This window comes from Xylanibacter rarus (genome assembly GCF_001275135.1).
In the GTDB taxonomy this organism is placed as follows: Bacteria; Bacteroidota; Bacteroidia; order Bacteroidales; family Bacteroidaceae; genus Prevotella; species Prevotella rara.
This window is the reverse complement of the sequence record NZ_LFQU01000046.1, coordinates 1-18,107: the sequence shown is the minus strand read 5'-3', so window position 1 is coordinate 18,107 and position 18,107 is coordinate 1. Positions and strand designations below refer to the sequence as shown.

Genomic DNA, 18,107 nt, shown 5'->3' with positions numbered 1-18,107 from the left:
AGGAAAAGACCGGAGTTCAACGGAGATGAACAGCTATATCGAGGCATTGAAAGTAAGGCTGTACCAGATTCACAAGGAACTTCTCTGTCGGGAAGCACTGATTACCCCAAAGAATCTTCTGATAAAGTTATTCTCTAAAGAGGAACGACATCTGGTTTTGCAGACCATGCGGAAATGTATCGATGACTGGACTTCCCTGATTGGTACGGAGTACCAGCCCTCCACCATTTCACGTTATAACAACTGTTATGAATCGTTGCAGACAGTCATTAAGGATTTCTACAAGAAAGAGGATATTACATTTCATGAACTTAGTGGGGAATTAATCGACCGGTTTGAGATGCATATGAGAACGGTACGCAAACTTTCCCAGAATATCCTGACCAAGTATATGAGCTGTTTTCGCAAATTTCTCGGACTGGCCAGGGAAAACGGATGGCTGGAACTGGACCCGTTGGCCGGAAAACGCAAGTGTCTGTTCCGTAAGGAAGAGACGTGCCCTACGTTTCTGACCCTGGAAGAATTGAAACTGATTATGGAGAAGGACTTTTCCACGACACGTCTGAACACCGTGAAGGTTTTTTCCTGTTCTGTTGTCTGACCGGCCTGTCGTACATTGATGTGAAGACCTTGTGCCCGGCACATCTTTATAAAGATAATGAGGGGAAACTGTGGATACACAAGGCCCGCGTGAAGATAACCACTCATAAGGAAAGCTGTACTTGCAATGTACCGCTTTTGGAACCTGCTCTTGTCATTCTGGAGAAATACAAGAACTGGAACCCAGAAGATCCTGAAGGTCCCTGTTTCCCGATTCCGTCGAATCAGAAGATGAACGAATTCCTGAAAGAGATTGCCACCCTGTGTCGGGTGAACAAGCGGCAGACCGTCCATGTGGCTAGGCACACGTTCGCGACGACTGTTACCCTTGCCAATGATGTCGCCCTGCAGAATGTGTCGAAGATGCTTGGCCATTCTTCAACCCGCATGACACAGCATTATGCACGTGTACTGGATAACAGTATTATGAAGGACATGCAGGATGTCGCCCGGGTCTTCGGATAAACGGAAAGGCTATACTTCACAACGCACAGTGAGGTATAGCCTTTTACATGAATGAAGAGTTGTTTGCTTGTATGGATTGGCCTCGCTTTTGTCGGGATTATCTTTTCTTACCTTTTTCAATCAGTCTGATGATATCCTGTCTCCGATAATAGGTTTTCCGGTCAATCTGGGAGAAGGGCAAGGTACCGTTGCTTCTCATGGCTTGCAATGTTCTCTGTGATATGTTCAGTGCCATGCATACTTCCTGATTGTCCATCCAGTCATCCAGACTTTTTGAGGTTTGATTGCCTTTAAGGTTTTCCTGTTTTTCTTTCAGCAGTTGGATGGACATTACCATTTCTCTGAAAGTACCGGCTTCAATGTTTATGATTTCCATAAAGTGTAATTGTTTGGTTTGAGGCAAAGATAGACGGTATGGGCCGACCGGCCAATATCATGTCATCAGATGGCATCACAAGTCATCAGATGTATCATGTTGTCTGTTGCAGGAACCGGTCTTTCAAAAATATCCGGTCGTTGAATCCGGAAAGTACAGTCGTGTTCAGGAAAGGCATGTATTATACTTCACTATATTGCGCAATTTTGCATAGTGTTGTATATCAGTGCATTTACTAAGTTTGTACCAAAACAAAACGTATGAAAGGAAACACACTGAATGTAATGTTCTTTATCTTGAAGAACAAGTTATTGAAGAACGGTGAAGCACCGGTCGTTCTTCGGGTGACAATTAACGGGCAGCGGGATGAAATCCGTATCCAGCGCTCTATACCGGTGGAGTTATGGGACAATGCAAAGATGCGTAGCAAAGGAAAAGACCGAAGTTCGAGGGAACTGAACATGTACCTTGAGACGCTGAGGGACAGAATATATGTCATTCACAGGAATTCCGTGTATGACGGGGAAAAACTGACTCCGAAGAAAATCCTGGATATTCTGTATGCCAGAGAAGGACGGCATCAGGTTCTGAAGGCCATGAAGGAATGCATAGACGGATGGGCGGCTTCTCCCGGGGATTTGCATCCTGCCACGCTGGCACGTTACAACAGATGCTGCGGATTGGTAGAGACCGTCATACGGAATGTTTACAATAAGGAAGATATCGCGTTCTCCGAACTGGACAGGAAGTTCATCACGGCATTTGAAAGGTATTTGAAGGAAACCCGCAGGCTGGCCTGAAATACGGCGGCTAAATATTTGGAGTGTTTCCGTAAAGTTCTCAAGGTGGCCCAGCAGAAGGGGTGGATGGAGGATGGCAGGTGCTTGAAAAAACTGGGACGGCTGTGCGTGAAAGAGGAGACTTCTCCGTCTTTCCTGGGCTGGGATGAACTGAGAACTGTGATGGAAACGGATATGCCGGCCGGACGTCTGTAACGGGTGAAGGATGTGTTCGTCTTCTGTGCGCTCACTGGACTTTCCTATCAGGGGATAAGCACCCTTTGTCCGTCGCACTTGTTTAGGGATGACGAAGGAACACTGTGGATTTGCAGGACACGTGCTGAAGGAGCGGAGGTTGGAGACAGCTGTACAAGCCGTGTTCCTCTTCTTAAACCGGCAATGGTCCTGCTGGAGAAATACAGAGGCTGGAATCCGATGAATCCGGAAGGGCCGTGTTTTCCTGTCCCTTCAGTCCAGAAAATGAATGAATACCTGAAAGAGGTTTCGGTACTATGTCGGATTTCCAAGAGGCTTACCACCCAGATGGCCCGCAATACGTTCGCTGCGACAGTCACCCTGGCCAACCGAATTCCCAAAGAACACGTCGGGGAAATGCTTGACTATTCTTCAGACTATATGTTGCGCCATTATATGCAGGCTCTGGAGAGGAATTCCCAAAAGGCATGAAGCGGATATATACAAAAAATGATAAAAAGTGAAAGGCTATCCCACCACATCCATTGGAGTATAGCCTTTCCCATAAATAGAACCGGATGTCAGAATGCTTCTTTTCGGTTCAGCTCAAGCAGACATAATTGACAAGAATGAGTACCACTAAGACGCGGTTTATACTGAAATAATGATCCTTTTGGCAAGCCCTGAACCTATAAAGCAAAAACTAACCAGTAGCATCACCGTCAGAACATTCGGTTCAATATGCCTGTCTAATGTGAATATTAGATATAGTCTGGGTACTCAAATCAGGCTTCTAACCAGCCAGTGAGTGATTTGCTGATGCTCACACATCATCTAGCAGTCGATATAAACACCAATAGCAGTATACCCGTTTATATGAAGCCATTTGGTAGCGAAAATCCGAACAGCTCTACACATTCTTCTAGCTTCATGACTTTTGTAGATAAGCCCTGATATCATCATAGAATTCCGAATCAAAAGGTTGAAGGTTAGAATAAAAGAATCTGACTTTAATATCCGATTTGATGAGGTTCGAATTTACAGAGTTAAGATAATACTTCAGTTCAGCCAGTTCTGCAAACAACCATTCATGTTTTTTTTGTATCCAGATACATAAGAAAGGGCATTTCTTACCTGTTCCGTCAATTCGGACCAAGTCCGAATTACACCTTATGTTGTCTTTAAATAATTCATATTGGATACACTCCTGCTGTGTGCCTTCGTTTTTTTAGAGGATTGCTGCTGCTGTTACATAGCCCTTTAGTGGCACGGATATTCAAGCAAGGTTCTTCATTTACAGCCATCGCAGCCATAATTTCAGTATTCAAGAAGATGTCCACATAAATATTTTCCTCAATCGGGTGTTCGTCCAATGGAACACCTTTTATCGGATTAAACTCGACATCCAATTTATATCCGTCCGATATGAGATGCGAAATCCAGTGAAACCGGGAAAGAAGGCTCATTTGAGACCGGTTCTGCTTCAGAAGATAGTAGTCTATTCTATCATTTGCCAGATCCAACAAGTCAGCCATACGTATAAGAATCATCATATATTTAATACTGACCAACTCTTCCTTTGCCTCAGACTTCAGGCTATACACGTGTATGCTATCCCAACCATGACTTTCTGAAACTTTTGCAATCGTATCAGCTTCAACTTCTGAAAGATGAGACAAGATTCCTTTCTGCCAACTTCGGATGTATTTAGCGCTGTCTTGCGGATGGGTACTTCTGACCTTGTTCTCAAAAAAATTGAAAACCTTCTGAAAAGCTTCTACTTGCAATCTACCGATTTTTTTCCGTAATTGAAATATTTCTGCTAGAGAAAAATGGTCTTCTTTAAAAGTCCTAGTGACATCATTCTCTATCTTTAACATTTCATCCATCCATTGACTGATTAACACTTCTGAATCCGGATTTGATTCATTGAAAGACGCTATATTCGGATGAATCACCATACTGATGTCATGCAGATAACAAGCCTGGAATAACAAGAAATAATCCGTTGATTTTATGTTTAAAAAATCAATGTTGTTGACCATTCTCACCACATTCTTAATCAGATTAATGGCATGCTCGTGGTTGTGAAGCGTGTAAGCGTTCAGAAACTTAGAACCATTATGCCACAAACTTTTCACAAGCCGATGCGTCTGGATGAGCCGGTCTATTTTCATCGGATCTTGTACTCGTTGCCTGAAAATAGTCAAAGCTTCTAAGATACCCACGTCAATTTCCATCTTTTCATTCACGTCCTTATAATCTAAGTGCTGTAGGAAGTGAAAGAAATCCTCACAGTTGCATTTTCGATTCCTTAGAATGGATAAAATACGTAATTCATAATATTTTACCGGTTTCAAATCCATATGTAAGATAGTCAGGCTATCTTCAACCCTGATCCTGCAAGCCAGCGAAAAACAGCAGTTAAGTATTTTCCGTTTGAACTCCGAGGAATTGTTAAAGATAAAATCCACCCAATCAGGTAATTCAATCCAATATTCATTCTTTTCTTCTTTCTTCCTTTCCTCCTTATCTCCTGAAAGGAATGTTTGTTTCCCCCAAAAACCTTTTTCGTTTACAGTACGGTTCTGATAGATTGCATCCAAGAACACCTCTATATTTTGAAAAGGGAAAGTGAGTAAAAGTAATTGCTTTAAGGAAGCATAGCTATCTGTTTGTTGCAGGAAATGGGTTTGTTCCAATAATTCCGTGGTCTTATAGTAATACAGCGCTTTAAAATTGCGCTCATTCGGACAGTTATAGCTTGCCAATATCTTATCAAATGATTGGATATTATGACAGAACTCCTTTAAATCATCGAAAGTCATTGCCTTGGCAAACATTCCTATTTCAGCCTGGAAGATTTCTTCCTCAAATTTATTAAAAATTTCTTTGACTGCTTTATCCCGATTTTCATTTGTTTCCATTCCCAATGTTGTGATATGGAAATGATCATAGAACTCTGCTTTCATGGACTCATCAAACTGGCCATTGATGATAAGCTTCAATCTCCGTTGCCGATAAATGAAATATTTCAAGTATCTGGATAGCCATTTTATTCGGGTTTCCCCCCATTGCTTTTTATTAGGGTCCTTTTCCTGTTCTTCTTTTACCTTTAAAAGTTGGTTTTCTACTACCGTTTGGAGTGCATTAAGTTTCTTCAGGGATACATGTTCATCTACTTCATCAATATTTCCATATATCCAACCTCCCATCGAGACAGGTCGTTGTACCAGGAAAAGCCCTTCCATTCCGTTGAACGCCTCTTCAATGGTACAGATCGTACTTTTCTTGTCTTCATGAAATTTTATTTGGTAGTCAATTTTTTTCTGAAAATCCAAGTAAACTTGACTCAACTCCGGCTGGTTGTCACATTTGGCCGGTGATTCCTTGATAATATTGTTCAGCTTGGTTATAAGAGTTTCAAAATTCCTTTGGTCAATCCCTTTGGCAAAGATAACCGAATCGTCTACATAAAAATAAGCATCCGCTTGTTTCAACTCTTCGGTTGATGCCATTTTATCCGCAATGTCAATCATACATAGATTCCCGAAGAAATAAGATTGAGGCAATCCCTGAGCAATTCCTCTGTTCATGAAAACCTCCTTAAAAGACGTCGTGTCCGTATTCGGATAATAAACATCCATCCACCCCCTCAGAGAATCTTCCTGAATCTTGAAATAGAGCAGTTTCACAATGGCCTTCTTCAAGGTTTTCAAGTCGTCCTTATCGGGATATTTAGGAACTAACAGATTCAGGATGAAATTATACATCCTGGCCGGGTCTATGGAAGGAAAGAAATCTGCCAAATCAAAGTTGATTACCGTATCATATTCCCGCGTCTTCAAATATTCCCGGCTCTTGTCTTGGATAATTTTAGAATATTGCCGATACTTTTCTGTCCAATTCATAAAAAGACTATCTACACTTTCACTCGGCATATTACCAAAAAAATTATGTGGAATCATCCTTGAAAGCTCCGACTTGTTCCGCACGCCTTTACTGTCATCAAACATCAGTGGGATCAGCAAGGCGGCCATGCAGATTTGATCAATCAGACTTGCAGTATGTAACGGTCTGTAAGTAACTAACTGTTTTCCGTTTTCATCTTTCAGTTTCTTTATCTTATAGTATACTGAAACGGTAAAGAAATCATCATTTTCTTCGTTCAGTATCTTCTCAAGTTTCTTCTGGCATTTCTCTATAACATCCTTGATTGTGCCGTCAAAGTCAAATTTATCCTTCAGCTGATAATAGCACTTCAGATCCTCTACCGATAGAAGATTTCGTTCACAGATGTAGGAATCCAGTGCATAAATAGCCTTGTAAATGTTCCTTCGGTGCGTGATAGTATCAAATAGACTCATGTCAATTCTGTTTTAATGTTGCATTATATTTCTTTTCTAATGATTCAACGAGGTTGTTAAACCAATTAACAGCTTGGTATAAACCACTTTCTTTGCCTTTCCCGTCACCTTGACCAGATACCATAAGCTGAGTTTTTTGGTTATTTCTTTCACACAAGTACAGACCAAAATGATAGTGATAGTTTCCTGTTCGTTTTTAAAAAATGGTATTGAAACTGTCTAGATTGAGAGAGGCACTGATGATGGTATCTTTACATAAGAATAATCGTAAAATACCATCAAATTCTAGTTCTACACATTGTTCCGTTATAAAGCCCTGTAGAGCGGTTACGTCTCTCACTACCTGATCCAGAAAGTTACACCAACCATTCAGAATCTGATCAAAAAAATCTATCTGCTGCTCAAAAAATCCAAAGTTATAATGGAAATTCTTATTGGCCGTAATGAAAAAGTGCAGTCCTGTCATGTAGTCGAAGTTCGCATTTTTCCTCATCGAAATCTGTTCTTCCAGCATTGGATCAAAAAGCATCAGTGAAAACAATTCTTTCTGAGCTAGATACCGGGATTCATATTTGGTATATCCCTTTTCGTCTTGTGGATTTCCATTGGCTTGGAGCTCACCCTCAGTTGGAGCCTGTTCTAGCTCGATAAAGCTGATTTCAATAAGCCGGCTCAGCATCTCTCTGGAAAACTCTTTGAGTAAAGGCTGAATGACGTTTCTTTCTAAATTATCTTTTTCCATCGCCTTTTATTTTTTTATGTATAAATAATATGCAGAATAATCCTTGAACAGAGCTGGAATCGTTGCACATTTCAGACGGCATCCGTATCTAAGCAGGCTACGGTGCAAGTGATAGAAAGCACTTACTCCTGCTTTATCATTATCATGGACCATCACCAAATCAAATCCAGATAATTTATCTAATTCCGTTTCCGGAATAGTCGTTGCACTTTGAATGGCAACAGCAGGATATCCGGCCGATAGCATAGCCAGACAGTCAGTAATTCCCTCCATTATATATAATTTGCTTCCTTCTTGCAACTTAGCTAGTAAAACCATATTGTAAAGCTGTTTACGTGAATTGCACAGCATCTTGAACCGAGGTATATTTTCGTTTGTGCCCAAGTAGCGAGATTGTAAAGCCACCAGTTTGCCTGTTCTGTCAAAATACGGTATCAGTAACGAAGGAATATTGATGGTTAATTGTATCTTGTTGTTATCTCTTTTTAACACTTTACATTTAATTAAACGCTCTTCACCAAAGGTATTCATTAGAATCTCTTTCATTTCTGTTGGATCTTCTACCGATTTGATTTTCATCTTTTCCACCACTTGAGCCGACAGTTTTCTTTCCGTAAAAAGAAACTCCTTTCCTTTGGCTTCCAAATCAGCTAGGTTTATGATGGCCGAAGCCACATCACCATCAAAATTAGGCCTGCTTTCTTCCCTGTCGATAGCAAGAGTTCTTCTGTGTCTGAGTTTAGGTCTCTTTTTTGTATTTTTCAGGTTAGTTGAAGGCGTGTAAATATGGTATTGTTCGCAAAGCCACGTACATGCTTCTACAAACGAAAGATTACATTTTTCTTCCACTAGAGAGATAGCATCTCCACCTTTATCGCAAGCAAAACATTTCCATAAATTGTTCTTAAAGGCAAGGCTGGGCCTTTTGTCCTGATGCATAAAGCAATGAGCCTGATGCATATTGACTTCCAATCCTAGTCTTCTAGCCACATCCTCACAATTCAGTTCGTGCAGTTTTTTTATGTTTCAGGAGAAATCATAGAAACCTTTTGATTTTAAAATTATCTAGATATTTATCATTTTTTTCTTTAAATTGAGACATCCTTTCAGCGTGGACCTTTTTAGTTAATCATACATAATTTCTATATTTAACGTAAGTTCGATATAAACGAATAAATATTTTAACGTGAGTTCGACGAATTATAAGTACTTGTAAATTTGGTGATTAGCGAAAATTGTTGTAACTTTATAGTGCTGAATTACAAAGTATTACAAACTATAATCGCAATGATCACCGAGAGCAAAGTTATAGAATTATTTTGTATGGCAGACGACTTCTGCAATTTTTTTGATGCTATGACGGCAAAATATACGTTTAAACCAACCGCAAAGCGCAAATATCACCGTGATTCTACCATGTCCAAGGCGGAAATCATGCTTATCATGATACTTTTCCATGACTCTGGATACCGTTGTCTGAAGCATTTCTATCAGGAAAAAGTCTGCAAACATATGCGCCATTTCTTTCCAAAGGTCGTTTCTTACAACCGTTTTGTTGACTTGGAGAAAGACGTGGCCGTCCCGCTGGCCATATTCATCAAGAAGGTTCTTTTGGGCAAATGTACAGGCATCAGTTTTGTTGACAGCACTCCTTTACGGGTATGCAAAAACCAGAGAATCCATATTCATAAAACGTTCAAGGGAATAGCAAAAAGAGGAAAATGCTACATGGGGTGGTTCTTCGGATTCAAGCTACATTTGATATGCAACGAACATGGAGAACTTCTGAATTTTATGATTACGCCGGGGGATGTTGATGACCGTAAACCGCTTGAATATAAAGCCTTTGTAGAATTTATATATGGAAAGTTTGTCGGGGACAAGGGGTATATAAGAAAGAATCTGTTTCAGAGATTATTCGTTGATGGAATACAACTTATAACCAAGTTGAAGAGCAATATGAAAGGTGCACTGATGTCCGTTTCAGACAAACTGCTTCTCAGGAAACGGGCCATTATTGAAACTGTCAATGACGAACTCAAAAATATAGCACAAGTGGAACATTCAAGGCATAGAGCCTTTGATAATTTTATCGTTAACCTCTTGAGTGCAATTGCGGCATATTGCTGCTTTCCTAAGAAGCTATGTATCAATGTTACAAGAACGATTGACACACAGCTTGCATTATTCTAAATTCGTCGAACTCACGTTAATATAGAATTTTCAAGTTTCGCAAGTTAATAGACCAAATAGACCTTTGGTTATAAAAAGGCACAGGAATTTCTGTATGTCGCAGAAAATGAGTAATTTTATAGTTGCAGATCAAAACATTACTCAGCTCTATTCCATTGTACAAAGTTACAGACTTCCTTTCGGAAATCAGCGCTTTTTTTAGAAAAAATGATACGCATAAAGCGATTTATTCCCTATCGGATGTTATCAAATAGTTAAGAATGAATGAATCCACCCTGTTCGGCATGAAGAGTAAGTGCAACAATGTATCCGCTGTTGTAGGGGTTCCAAGCTTTGCTGTTATATCCGTGTTTCATGATCCATAATTCTTATCGTTTTACTGGGACTTCTTTAAGTAGCTTACTGGGATGCAAGAAAAACGTGTTTTACCATTTCGTGAGTAACCCCAAGATAAGTTGTCGGAAGTCTATCTATCACTAAACCCTTCAGCCTTGGTCAAGAGTCAGATTACGCTCCGAACATAAGGAAGGCACGGCTTGCCTAATAGTCGATGACAAGGATGTTTCTTACCGTAACGGATGGAATGATCCAAATAATTCTGGATTTTGCACTGCTGGGTGAAAAGGGGAGGGATGGAAAATTCGGAATATCCGATGAAAAACTCGCAAGATGATTCTTCAAATAACGTAACAGCGGAGATGCCTTGCAGGGGCGTATTGATGAATACACGGCAAAGAAAACCGACATGATGATTGCCGTGATAAAACGCGCCATTTGTAAAGGGACAGGTTCAGGTATGTACTGGCAGCCATCTGGTTCGCGTGCAAGGATGTCGTCCGGTTCATACGCTCCCGTCGCTTCAACTGCGATTACATGGGCATGATCAAGATGGGAGAAAAGAGTAGGACAAAATACTGTCTGGACGAGAAACCCTATACCGCTTGCCTTGACCAAGCACCTTGATAGGCAAGCGGAAGTACAGCAGGAGATTGCGTTGCCATTACATTGTGGCGGATATGACCTTTACGGACATCAAGGTGCACCCGTACTTTGTCAAGAGAAGCAAGAGGGGTACATAGAACGACCTAATGGCCACGGATATACGGCTTGAGTTCCTTGAAGCGTACCGGTTATGTCCAAAGGTGGTCTTTGGAAGTCGTGTTCAAGAAGACGAAGAGATTATTGGAACTGGGCAAATGCCAGGTCGGCAACTTCGTCCCGCAAATTGTGACGACATCCTTGACAACTTTGCAATACAACATTCTTTACCTAATGATGAGGTTTGCTACATACGAAACCATGGATATTTTTAAGGACGCAACCAAGAGCTCTTTGGAACTGACCGTTGAAGAAAGGATATGAGGCGTCATGCAAAAACAGGTCGTTGCGGTTGTGGAATTCTTCGGATTGACTGATGAAGATATCTATCTGGCTGTTATCAACAGGAAGGAAGATATTAAACATATTTGTGACTTTTACATATTAAAACTAACAAGTTGAACTTATAAAACTTGAATATAAATTCTTTGATAAAAGTGTTTTTATAGATTTCTACTTGACATTTCAATCTAAAATCACTACCTTTACCCCGTTGGAACAAGGCAAATTCCTATCGGAAAAACATAGAACTGAAGCAGATGCAGAACAGGGTGCTTTTCTTGGAGAATTATTATAACAGATTGAATATCAGTGTTGATTAAAGACTCCGTTAGTCCCGTACGTACCGCCAGAAAACATATAAGTTCGCAATCTTAAATTGCGGACTTTTTTATTTATTATCACTCATTATATTCATACGGACATTAAACTGGGCAAGGCGCCCTTCATGTACACGTCTGCAATATAGACTTACAGTGTCTTTCGCATCAGAAAATTTGTCATAATCATACGATTGGCCTGAACACGCTGCTCACGCTCAACCTTATAACCATGGTGTTCAAAAAACGGACGGGCAGTAATACTCACCTCTGATGTCATTTCTTTTATTCCATGCTCCGATGCATAAGCTTCTATTTTCTGCAACAGAGCCGTTGCGATGCCCTGACGCTGGTAATCTTTATGCACAAACATTGAATGAAGATAGCCATCCCCTCTAAGGGCTGTAAAACCAAGCATCTGGCCTTCAACATCAGTAGCAACAATAAAATACAAAGTAGAAAGCAACTGTTCCCAACGTCCGTCGCTTTCACAGCACGACGCCCAGTCTGCCACTTCTTCTGCCGTATAGTCACGACAATTAACAGTCATCACAGTATTACTAAAAAGTTTTTTAAGCTCCTGTATGTCTTTCATCGTAGCAGTACGAAATTTACATTCTATTTTCATTGCATTATCATTATTATTCATTCCACAACTTAACACAAACAGATGTTTCTGTTTTTATTACAGAAATACATCTAAGAACAAAGGTATAAAACTTATTCGTTATTCCGGCATTAAAGGACAAAATCAACAAATATATTTTATTTAGTTATAGCATATTTTTTAACGACACAACAAGAACAAAAGAAAATTGTTGTTTACGGACAAATGTATTCACTGACAGATATCCCATACAGACATATTGGTCTTCCATAAGTTTTCATAACATCTGTAAACTGTTACATCGTCTCTTCCATCAAAAGTTTTCTCCATATCATTCATAACTTCAATGACTCTGACATCTGCATAAAGACAATAAATTTAGGACATATTGCAACATACATATTCCAAAATGCGCAATTGCAACTAAGTTGCATCCATTTTACGTTATTTTTGCATAAATAATAAATATGACAAAACATTATTAATAAAGCTACATAAAATAAACATGAAGAAAAACATCTTAATTACATCTGTACTAAGCATGCTGGTCATGGTTTCATGTCAGCACAAACACACACACAGCGAAGAGGCAGACGCACACGAAGGTGAAGAAAAAGGCCATTCAACCGAAATTGTTATTAGTCCGGAGCAGGCTCACCAGGCAGGCATAGTTGCCGAGATTATCAAGCCGGGCAACTTCAGCGGAGTTATTCCGGCCGGAGGCAAGATTCTTGCAGCATCCGGCAATGAAGCCACAATAGTGGCAACCGTGCCAGGTATAGTAAGATTTCAACGCGGCATAACAGAAGGAACAGCCGTAAGCAAAGGAGGAACAGTGTTCACCATCTCAGCAGACAAACTTCAGGATAATCCGGCAAAACAGGCTGCAATCGCATATCAGACAGCAAAGAAGGAGTATGAACGCGCAGCAAAGTTAGTGAAAGACAATATCGTAACACAGAAAGAATTCAACAGCATAAGAGCCAACTACGAATCTGCAAAGATTGCCTACGAGGCATTCTCTGGAAGCAAAGGCGGAAGCGGAGTGGCCGTAACATCGCCAATAAGCGGATATGTAAAGACATGTCTTGTAAAAGAGGGCGACTATGTAAGCGTCGGACAGCCTATGATGAACGTCACTCAGACACGCAAGCTATATCTAAAGGCCAATGTCCCAGAGCGATATTACTCGATACTGGGTACAGTCAAGTCGGCTAAGTTTAAGACAGCATACAGCGACAGAATATACAACATAGGAGCAATGAACGGCCGTCTTGTTGCCACCGGCAAGTCAACAGGCGACGGATCACCCTATATTCCCGTAACATTCGAGTTCGACAATCAGGCCGACGTCATGCCGGGAGCATTCGTTGAGACTTATCTTTTGACGTCAGAACGCCCCGGAGTAATAAGTGTTCCAGTGTCTGCACTTACCGACGAGAACGGAGTAAACTTTGTTTATATACAGACAGATGCCACTTGCTATGAGCGCCGTGAGGTGGAAATAGGCGAAACCGACGGTGAGAGAGTTGAAATAAAAAGCGGCCTGAAAGGCGGCGAGAAAGTAGTTACCAAGGGCGCAACTCAAGTAAGACTGGCATCAGCCAGCACTAGTCTGCCCGCACATTCGCATCAACACTAAACCAAGGATAAGCAATGCTGAACAAAATAATAAAATTCTCACTGCAAAACCGCCTGCTTATACTTGTTGCAGCGGTACTGTTGATTATTGGAGGCATCTACACAACAGGACAAACCGAGGTTGATGTATTCCCCGACCTTAACGCCCCTACTGTGGTTGTCATGACCGAAGCCAACGGCATGGCGGCAGAAGAGGTGGAGCAACTTGTAACATTCCCTATCGAAACAGCTGTGAACGGAGCCACGCATGTACGCCGTGTGAGGTCTTCTTCAACGACGGGATTCTCTGTTGTATGGGTTGAGTTCGACTGGAGTACTGATATTTATCTGGCACGCCAGATTGTTTCAGAGAAACTTGCTGCCGTAAACGAGACTCTACCCGACAACGTAGGGCAGCCAACCTTAGGTCCGCAGTCGTCTATTTTAGGAGAGGTTCTCATCGTTGGCCTTACAGCAGACAGCACATCAATGACTGACTTGCGCACATTGGCCGACTGGACGGTGCGCCCTCGACTGATGTCTACGGGAGGTGTGTCGCAAGTAGCTGTATTAGGAGGCGACATTAAGGAATATCAGATTTTACTTCATCCCGGCAGAATGAACCATTACGGAGTGACACTGGCTGAAGTTATGGCCGCAACTGACCAGATGAACCGCAACACCAATGGAGGCGTGATATATGAATATGGCAACGAATATATCGTTCGTGGCGTTGTGTCGACAGAAGACGTAAAAGAAATGGGTAATACCGTCGTAAAGACAGTCAACGGCGATGCAATAACCCTTGCTGACGTGGCAGACGTACAGACCGGGCCGCAGGTTCCGAAACTCGGAACAGCCTCTGAGAAAGGAAAACCAGCCGTATTACTCACCGTAACCAAGCAGCCCGACACAGGCACCATAGAACTTACGGAAAGACTTGAGGCTGCACTAAAAGACCTTAAAAAGAATATGCCGGCTGACGTACATGTATCTACCGACATATTCCGTCAGTCACGCTTCATCGAAAGCTCTATAAACAATGTTAAGCAGTCACTTTACGAAGGTGCTATATTTGTTGTCATAGTTCTGTTCCTCTTCCTTGCCAACGTCCGCACCACTGTCATTTCACTGATAACACTGCCGGTATCGTTGCTCATATCGCTCATTGTTCTTCATTATTTCCACATGAGCGTAAACACGATGAGTCTCGGCGGACTCGCAATAGCCATAGGTTCACTTGTCGATGATGCCATAGTGGACGTTGAAAATGTATGGAAACATCTGCGCGAAAACAGAGCATTGCCAAAAGAACAACGGCTTCCGGTGCTGAAAGTTGTATACAACGCATCACGCGAAGTGCGAATGCCTATCCTCAACTCAACAGCAATAATCATCGTAAGCTTTATCCCGCTATTCTATCTAAGCGGAATGGAAGGACGCATGCTCATACCTCTCGGCGTGGCATTTATCGTGGCACTAGTGGCATCAACAATCGTTGCACTCACGCTCACGCCTGTACTGTGCAGCTATCTGCTAGGCCGCGACACCAAAGAGGGCATGCCAAAAGAGGCATTCGTAACAGTATGGCTCAAGAAGCACTATGAACACTGGCTCACATGGGCACTTGCCCACAAGCGTCCGGTTGTAGCCTCAACGGCAATACTTTTTGTTGCTGCTCTTGGATTGTTCTTTACTCTCGGCCATAGCTTCCTTCCGAAGTTCAACGAAGGCTCGCTTACAATAAACATCAGTTCTTTACCAGGAATATCACTCGAAGAGTCTGACAGAATAGGACGTCGTGCCGAAAATATCCTGCTGTCAATACCTGAGATACAGACTGTAGCAAGAAAAACAGGACGAGCAGAACTTGACGAGCATGCACTTGGCGTAAATGTGTCAGAAATCGAGGCACCATTTGAGCTGAAAGAACGCTCGCACGAAGAGATGCTCAACGACGTGAGAAAGAAACTTTCCGTAATAACAGGTGCCAACATCGAGATAGGCCAGCCTATCAGCCACCGTATTGACGCCATGCTCAGCGGTACACAGGCCAGCATTGCCATTAAGCTATTCGGTGACGACCTTAACAAGATGTTTGAAATTGGCAACCAGATAAAAGATGCCATAGGTACAGTAGACGGCATTGCCGACCTCAACGTTGAACAGCAGATTGAGCGTCCGGAACTCGAAATAAAGCCTAAACGCGACATGCTGAAACTCTACGGCATCTCAATCGCCGACTTTAACACATTTGTCCGTGTCAACATGGCAGGCGAGACAGTATCACAGGTATACGACAACGGCAGCAGCTTTAATCTTGTGGTACGTGCTGCCGAACACGACCGTTGCGACATGGAACGCATACGTGACCTGATGATAGACACGCCTGACGGCCGCAAAATTCCGTTGGCAAATGTTGCAGAAGTAAGATCTGCCATGGGCCCAAACACCATCAACCGCGAGAACGTAAAACGTAAAATTGTCATCTCTGCCAACGCGAGCGGACGTGACTTGCGCAGCGTAGTGAACGACATCCAGAAACGAATAAACTCAGAGATAAAGTTGCCGGAAGGCTATCATGTTGAATACGGAGGTCAGTTTGAGAGCGAGCAAAACGCAAGCCGTGTACTTCTGCTGGCATCATTGCTCAGCATCGTCGTAATATTCCTGCTGCTCTACATGCAGTTCAGAAACGCCCTCGAAAGCGGAGTAATCCTGCTCAACCTTCCTCTTGCGCTTATCGGAGGCGTATTCGCGCTGGTACTTACCACAGGCGAAGTCAGCATTCCTGCCATAATCGGCTTTATCTCGCTGTTTGGTATTGCCACGCGCAATGGTATGTTGCTCATCAACCGATACAACACCCTCCGCGAAGAGGAACATCTTCCGCTGAGAGAATGCATAATGAGAGGCTCACTCGACCGTCTTAATCCTATACTTATGACAGCATTATGCTCGGCTCTCGCCCTCATACCGCTGGCTCTGCGCGGAAGCCTGCCCGGTAATGAAATACAAAGCCCTATGGCAAAAGTCATACTTGGCGGACTTCTCACGTCTACTTTCCTCAACGCATTCATCATTCCTATTGTATATGAGTGGATGAACCGAAAGAATATTATCAAAACAGACAACCAAAATAAGGAACAATGAAAAAAATAATATTGGCCGCCATGGCCTTTGCCGCAGTTGTCAGCGCAAAAGCTCAAGACATTAACTCCGTACTGAAAAGCGTTGAGCAGAACAACATGGAACTGAAAGCGCTGTTCAAAGGCAATGAGGCTGCAGACATAGAGAACAAATCGCAAAACACACTCGAGGACCTCTCGATAGAATACAGCCCATTCTTTCAGAGCGAAACAAGCGGTATCGCAAGTTCAGAGCTAGTCATTACCCAGGGATTCGACTTCCCTACCATTTACGGAGCGCGCAAGAAAGCCGGACAACTGCAGCGTAATGTGCTCGACATGCAATATCAGACGGCACGGCGCGACATTCTGGTCAATGCCAAGAAGCTCTGCCTTGACATCATCAACTACAACAAACAGAAACAACTGCTGCAGGAAAGACGCAAGAACGCCGATGAACTGTTGGCCATGTTCGAACTTAAATTCAAGAACGGTGACGCCACATCACTTGAGCTTAACAAAATAAAGCTCGACAGGATGAACCTTGAGACAGAACTTGTTCAGGCTGACACCAAACATGCCAATGCAATGCAACAGCTGCAGGCTCTTAACGGAGGACTGCCGATAGAGGTAAACATGACAGAATATCCACAAGCCCCGGCTGACGACGAAGTTACGATGTATGAAAAAGCCGTTGCCACAGACTGGACTGTCCGCACAGCACAGGCTTCTGTGCTTGCCGCAGAACAGGATGTGAAGGTGAACAAACAGAGTTGGATTCCTAAGTTTGAGATAGGTTACCGCCGAAATACTGAGGGCGACAATGCAAGCAACGGTTTCCTGATTGGAGGTTCGATACCTTTGTTCTCAAGCAAGAACAAGGTAAAAATCGCAAAGGCAAGACAGACAGAAGCCGTAATGCAACATGCAAACGCACGTATTAACGCCGAAAACTCAGCACGCACTATGATAAACCAGATGAAGCAGCTGAAAGCTTCGGCCGATGCATACGACGTGCCTTTGATGCGACAGACACTGAAATTGCTGCGCACTGCGGTTGAAAACGGAGAAATTTCCGTAACAGAGTATTACGTGGAAGCCGACAACATCTACAAAAACATGATTACGTATATGGACATAGAGCGCCAATATCAGGACGCCTTGACTGAAATATACAAAAACGAACTGTAGAGCTAAGATGAAGAGAGCCTGACAAATAGGCCAAAAAAACGACGAAAGAAGCATTCGGGAAAAGGTGTCAACATCAGTCGCTGGTAAATGCTTAATGCCATACCATGATGTCTACCGCCTTTTTCCGAATGCTTCTTTTTATCTAAA

General features: G+C 42.4%; 15 protein-coding genes and 1 pseudogene. 10 read left to right on the top strand and 6 right to left on the bottom strand.

Going from position 1 to position 18,107, the window contains the following annotated elements:
* Both ACU52_RS15690 and ACU52_RS15685 read left to right on the top strand, forming a co-directional pair.
* Positions 1–601, top strand: a 601-nt coding sequence (locus tag ACU52_RS15690) for a phage integrase SAM-like domain-containing protein (protein WP_239684940.1), incomplete at its 5' end; no start/stop codon positions are given.
* Positions 602–690: 89 nt separating this feature from the next.
* Entirely contained in the window at positions 691–1,065 is a 375-nt protein-coding gene (locus tag ACU52_RS15685; RefSeq protein WP_239684939.1) for a site-specific integrase, read from the top strand.
* A gap of 97 nt (positions 1,066–1,162) precedes the next feature.
* Here the strand turns inward: ACU52_RS15685 and ACU52_RS13890 are convergent, their stop codons facing one another.
* Positions 1,163–1,441, bottom strand: a complete 279-nt coding sequence (locus ACU52_RS13890) for a helix-turn-helix domain-containing protein (RefSeq protein ID WP_053399227.1) — start codon at positions 1,439–1,441, stop codon at positions 1,163–1,165.
* Positions 1,442–1,701: 260 nt separating this feature from the next.
* Here ACU52_RS13890 and ACU52_RS15680 point away from each other — a divergent pair, with 260 nt between their 5' ends.
* The 3 genes from ACU52_RS15680 (at position 1,702) to ACU52_RS15670 (ending at position 2,907) form a co-directional block, all read left to right on the top strand.
* Positions 1,702–2,241: a phage integrase SAM-like domain-containing protein gene (locus ACU52_RS15680; protein WP_239684938.1), complete on the top strand. Its 540-nt coding sequence runs from the start codon at positions 1,702–1,704 to the stop codon at positions 2,239–2,241.
* Positions 2,242–2,259: 18 nt separating this feature from the next.
* The gene (locus tag ACU52_RS15675; protein WP_239684937.1) at positions 2,260–2,436 is read left to right on the top strand and encodes a hypothetical protein; all 177 of its coding nucleotides are present in this window, start codon (positions 2,260–2,262) and stop codon (positions 2,434–2,436) included.
* Positions 2,437–2,619: 183 nt separating this feature from the next.
* Positions 2,620–2,907 carry a site-specific integrase gene (locus tag ACU52_RS15670; RefSeq protein WP_239684936.1) on the top strand — a complete coding sequence of 96 codons (288 nt, stop codon included), beginning with the start codon at positions 2,620–2,622 and terminating at the stop codon, positions 2,905–2,907.
* 698 nt (positions 2,908–3,605) lie between these two features.
* Here ACU52_RS15670 and ACU52_RS13880 read toward each other — a convergent pair.
* The 4 genes from ACU52_RS13880 to ACU52_RS13870 form a co-directional block, all read right to left on the bottom strand.
* Positions 3,606–6,782: an HD domain-containing protein gene (locus tag ACU52_RS13880; RefSeq protein ID WP_053399226.1), complete on the bottom strand. Its 3,177-nt coding sequence runs from the start codon at positions 6,780–6,782 to the stop codon at positions 3,606–3,608.
* Between the two features lies 1 nt (position 6,783).
* The gene (locus ACU52_RS15750) at positions 6,784–6,906 is read right to left on the bottom strand and encodes a hypothetical protein (protein ID WP_262503076.1); all 123 of its coding nucleotides are present in this window, start codon (positions 6,904–6,906) and stop codon (positions 6,784–6,786) included.
* Between the two features lie 72 nt (positions 6,907–6,978).
* A complete protein-coding gene (locus ACU52_RS13875; protein ID WP_053399225.1) occupies positions 6,979–7,524 on the bottom strand; it encodes a hypothetical protein in 546 nt (181 codons plus the stop codon).
* Between the two features lie 6 nt (positions 7,525–7,530).
* Entirely contained in the window at positions 7,531–8,514 is a 984-nt protein-coding gene (locus ACU52_RS13870; protein WP_147630892.1) for a CHC2 zinc finger domain-containing protein, read from the bottom strand.
* Between the two features lie 297 nt (positions 8,515–8,811).
* Between ACU52_RS13870 and ACU52_RS13865 the strand changes: the two genes are divergently transcribed.
* Both ACU52_RS13865 and ACU52_RS14885 read left to right on the top strand, forming a co-directional pair.
* Positions 8,812–9,717 carry an IS982 family transposase gene (locus ACU52_RS13865; protein ID WP_082335309.1) on the top strand — a complete coding sequence of 302 codons (906 nt, stop codon included), beginning with the start codon at positions 8,812–8,814 and terminating at the stop codon, positions 9,715–9,717.
* Positions 9,718–9,866: 149 nt separating this feature from the next.
* Positions 9,867–11,217, top strand: a pseudogene (locus ACU52_RS14885) (IS4-like element ISUnCu6 family transposase).
* 348 nt (positions 11,218–11,565) lie between these two features.
* On the opposite strand, the gene ACU52_RS13855 reads toward ACU52_RS14885, so the two are convergent.
* Positions 11,566–12,042: a GNAT family N-acetyltransferase gene (locus ACU52_RS13855; protein WP_053399228.1), complete on the bottom strand. Its 477-nt coding sequence runs from the start codon at positions 12,040–12,042 to the stop codon at positions 11,566–11,568.
* A 484-nt stretch (positions 12,043–12,526) separates the two neighbouring features.
* Here ACU52_RS13855 and ACU52_RS13850 point away from each other — a divergent pair, with 484 nt between their 5' ends.
* The 3 genes from ACU52_RS13850 to ACU52_RS13840 are packed head-to-tail and all read left to right on the top strand — an operon-like array spanning position 12,527 to position 17,960.
* Positions 12,527–13,663: an efflux RND transporter periplasmic adaptor subunit gene (locus ACU52_RS13850; RefSeq protein WP_053399222.1), complete on the top strand. Its 1,137-nt coding sequence runs from the start codon at positions 12,527–12,529 to the stop codon at positions 13,661–13,663.
* Positions 13,664–13,677: 14 nt separating this feature from the next.
* On the top strand, positions 13,678–16,794 hold the full coding sequence (locus ACU52_RS13845; protein ID WP_053399221.1) for an efflux RND transporter permease subunit: 3,117 nt from the start codon (positions 13,678–13,680) through the stop codon (positions 16,792–16,794).
* Positions 16,791–17,960, top strand: a complete 1,170-nt coding sequence (locus ACU52_RS13840; protein WP_053399220.1) for a TolC family protein — start codon at positions 16,791–16,793, stop codon at positions 17,958–17,960. Before ACU52_RS13845 ends, ACU52_RS13840 begins: the two co-directional genes overlap by 4 nt.
* The last annotated feature ends 147 nt before the right edge of the window (positions 17,961–18,107 follow it).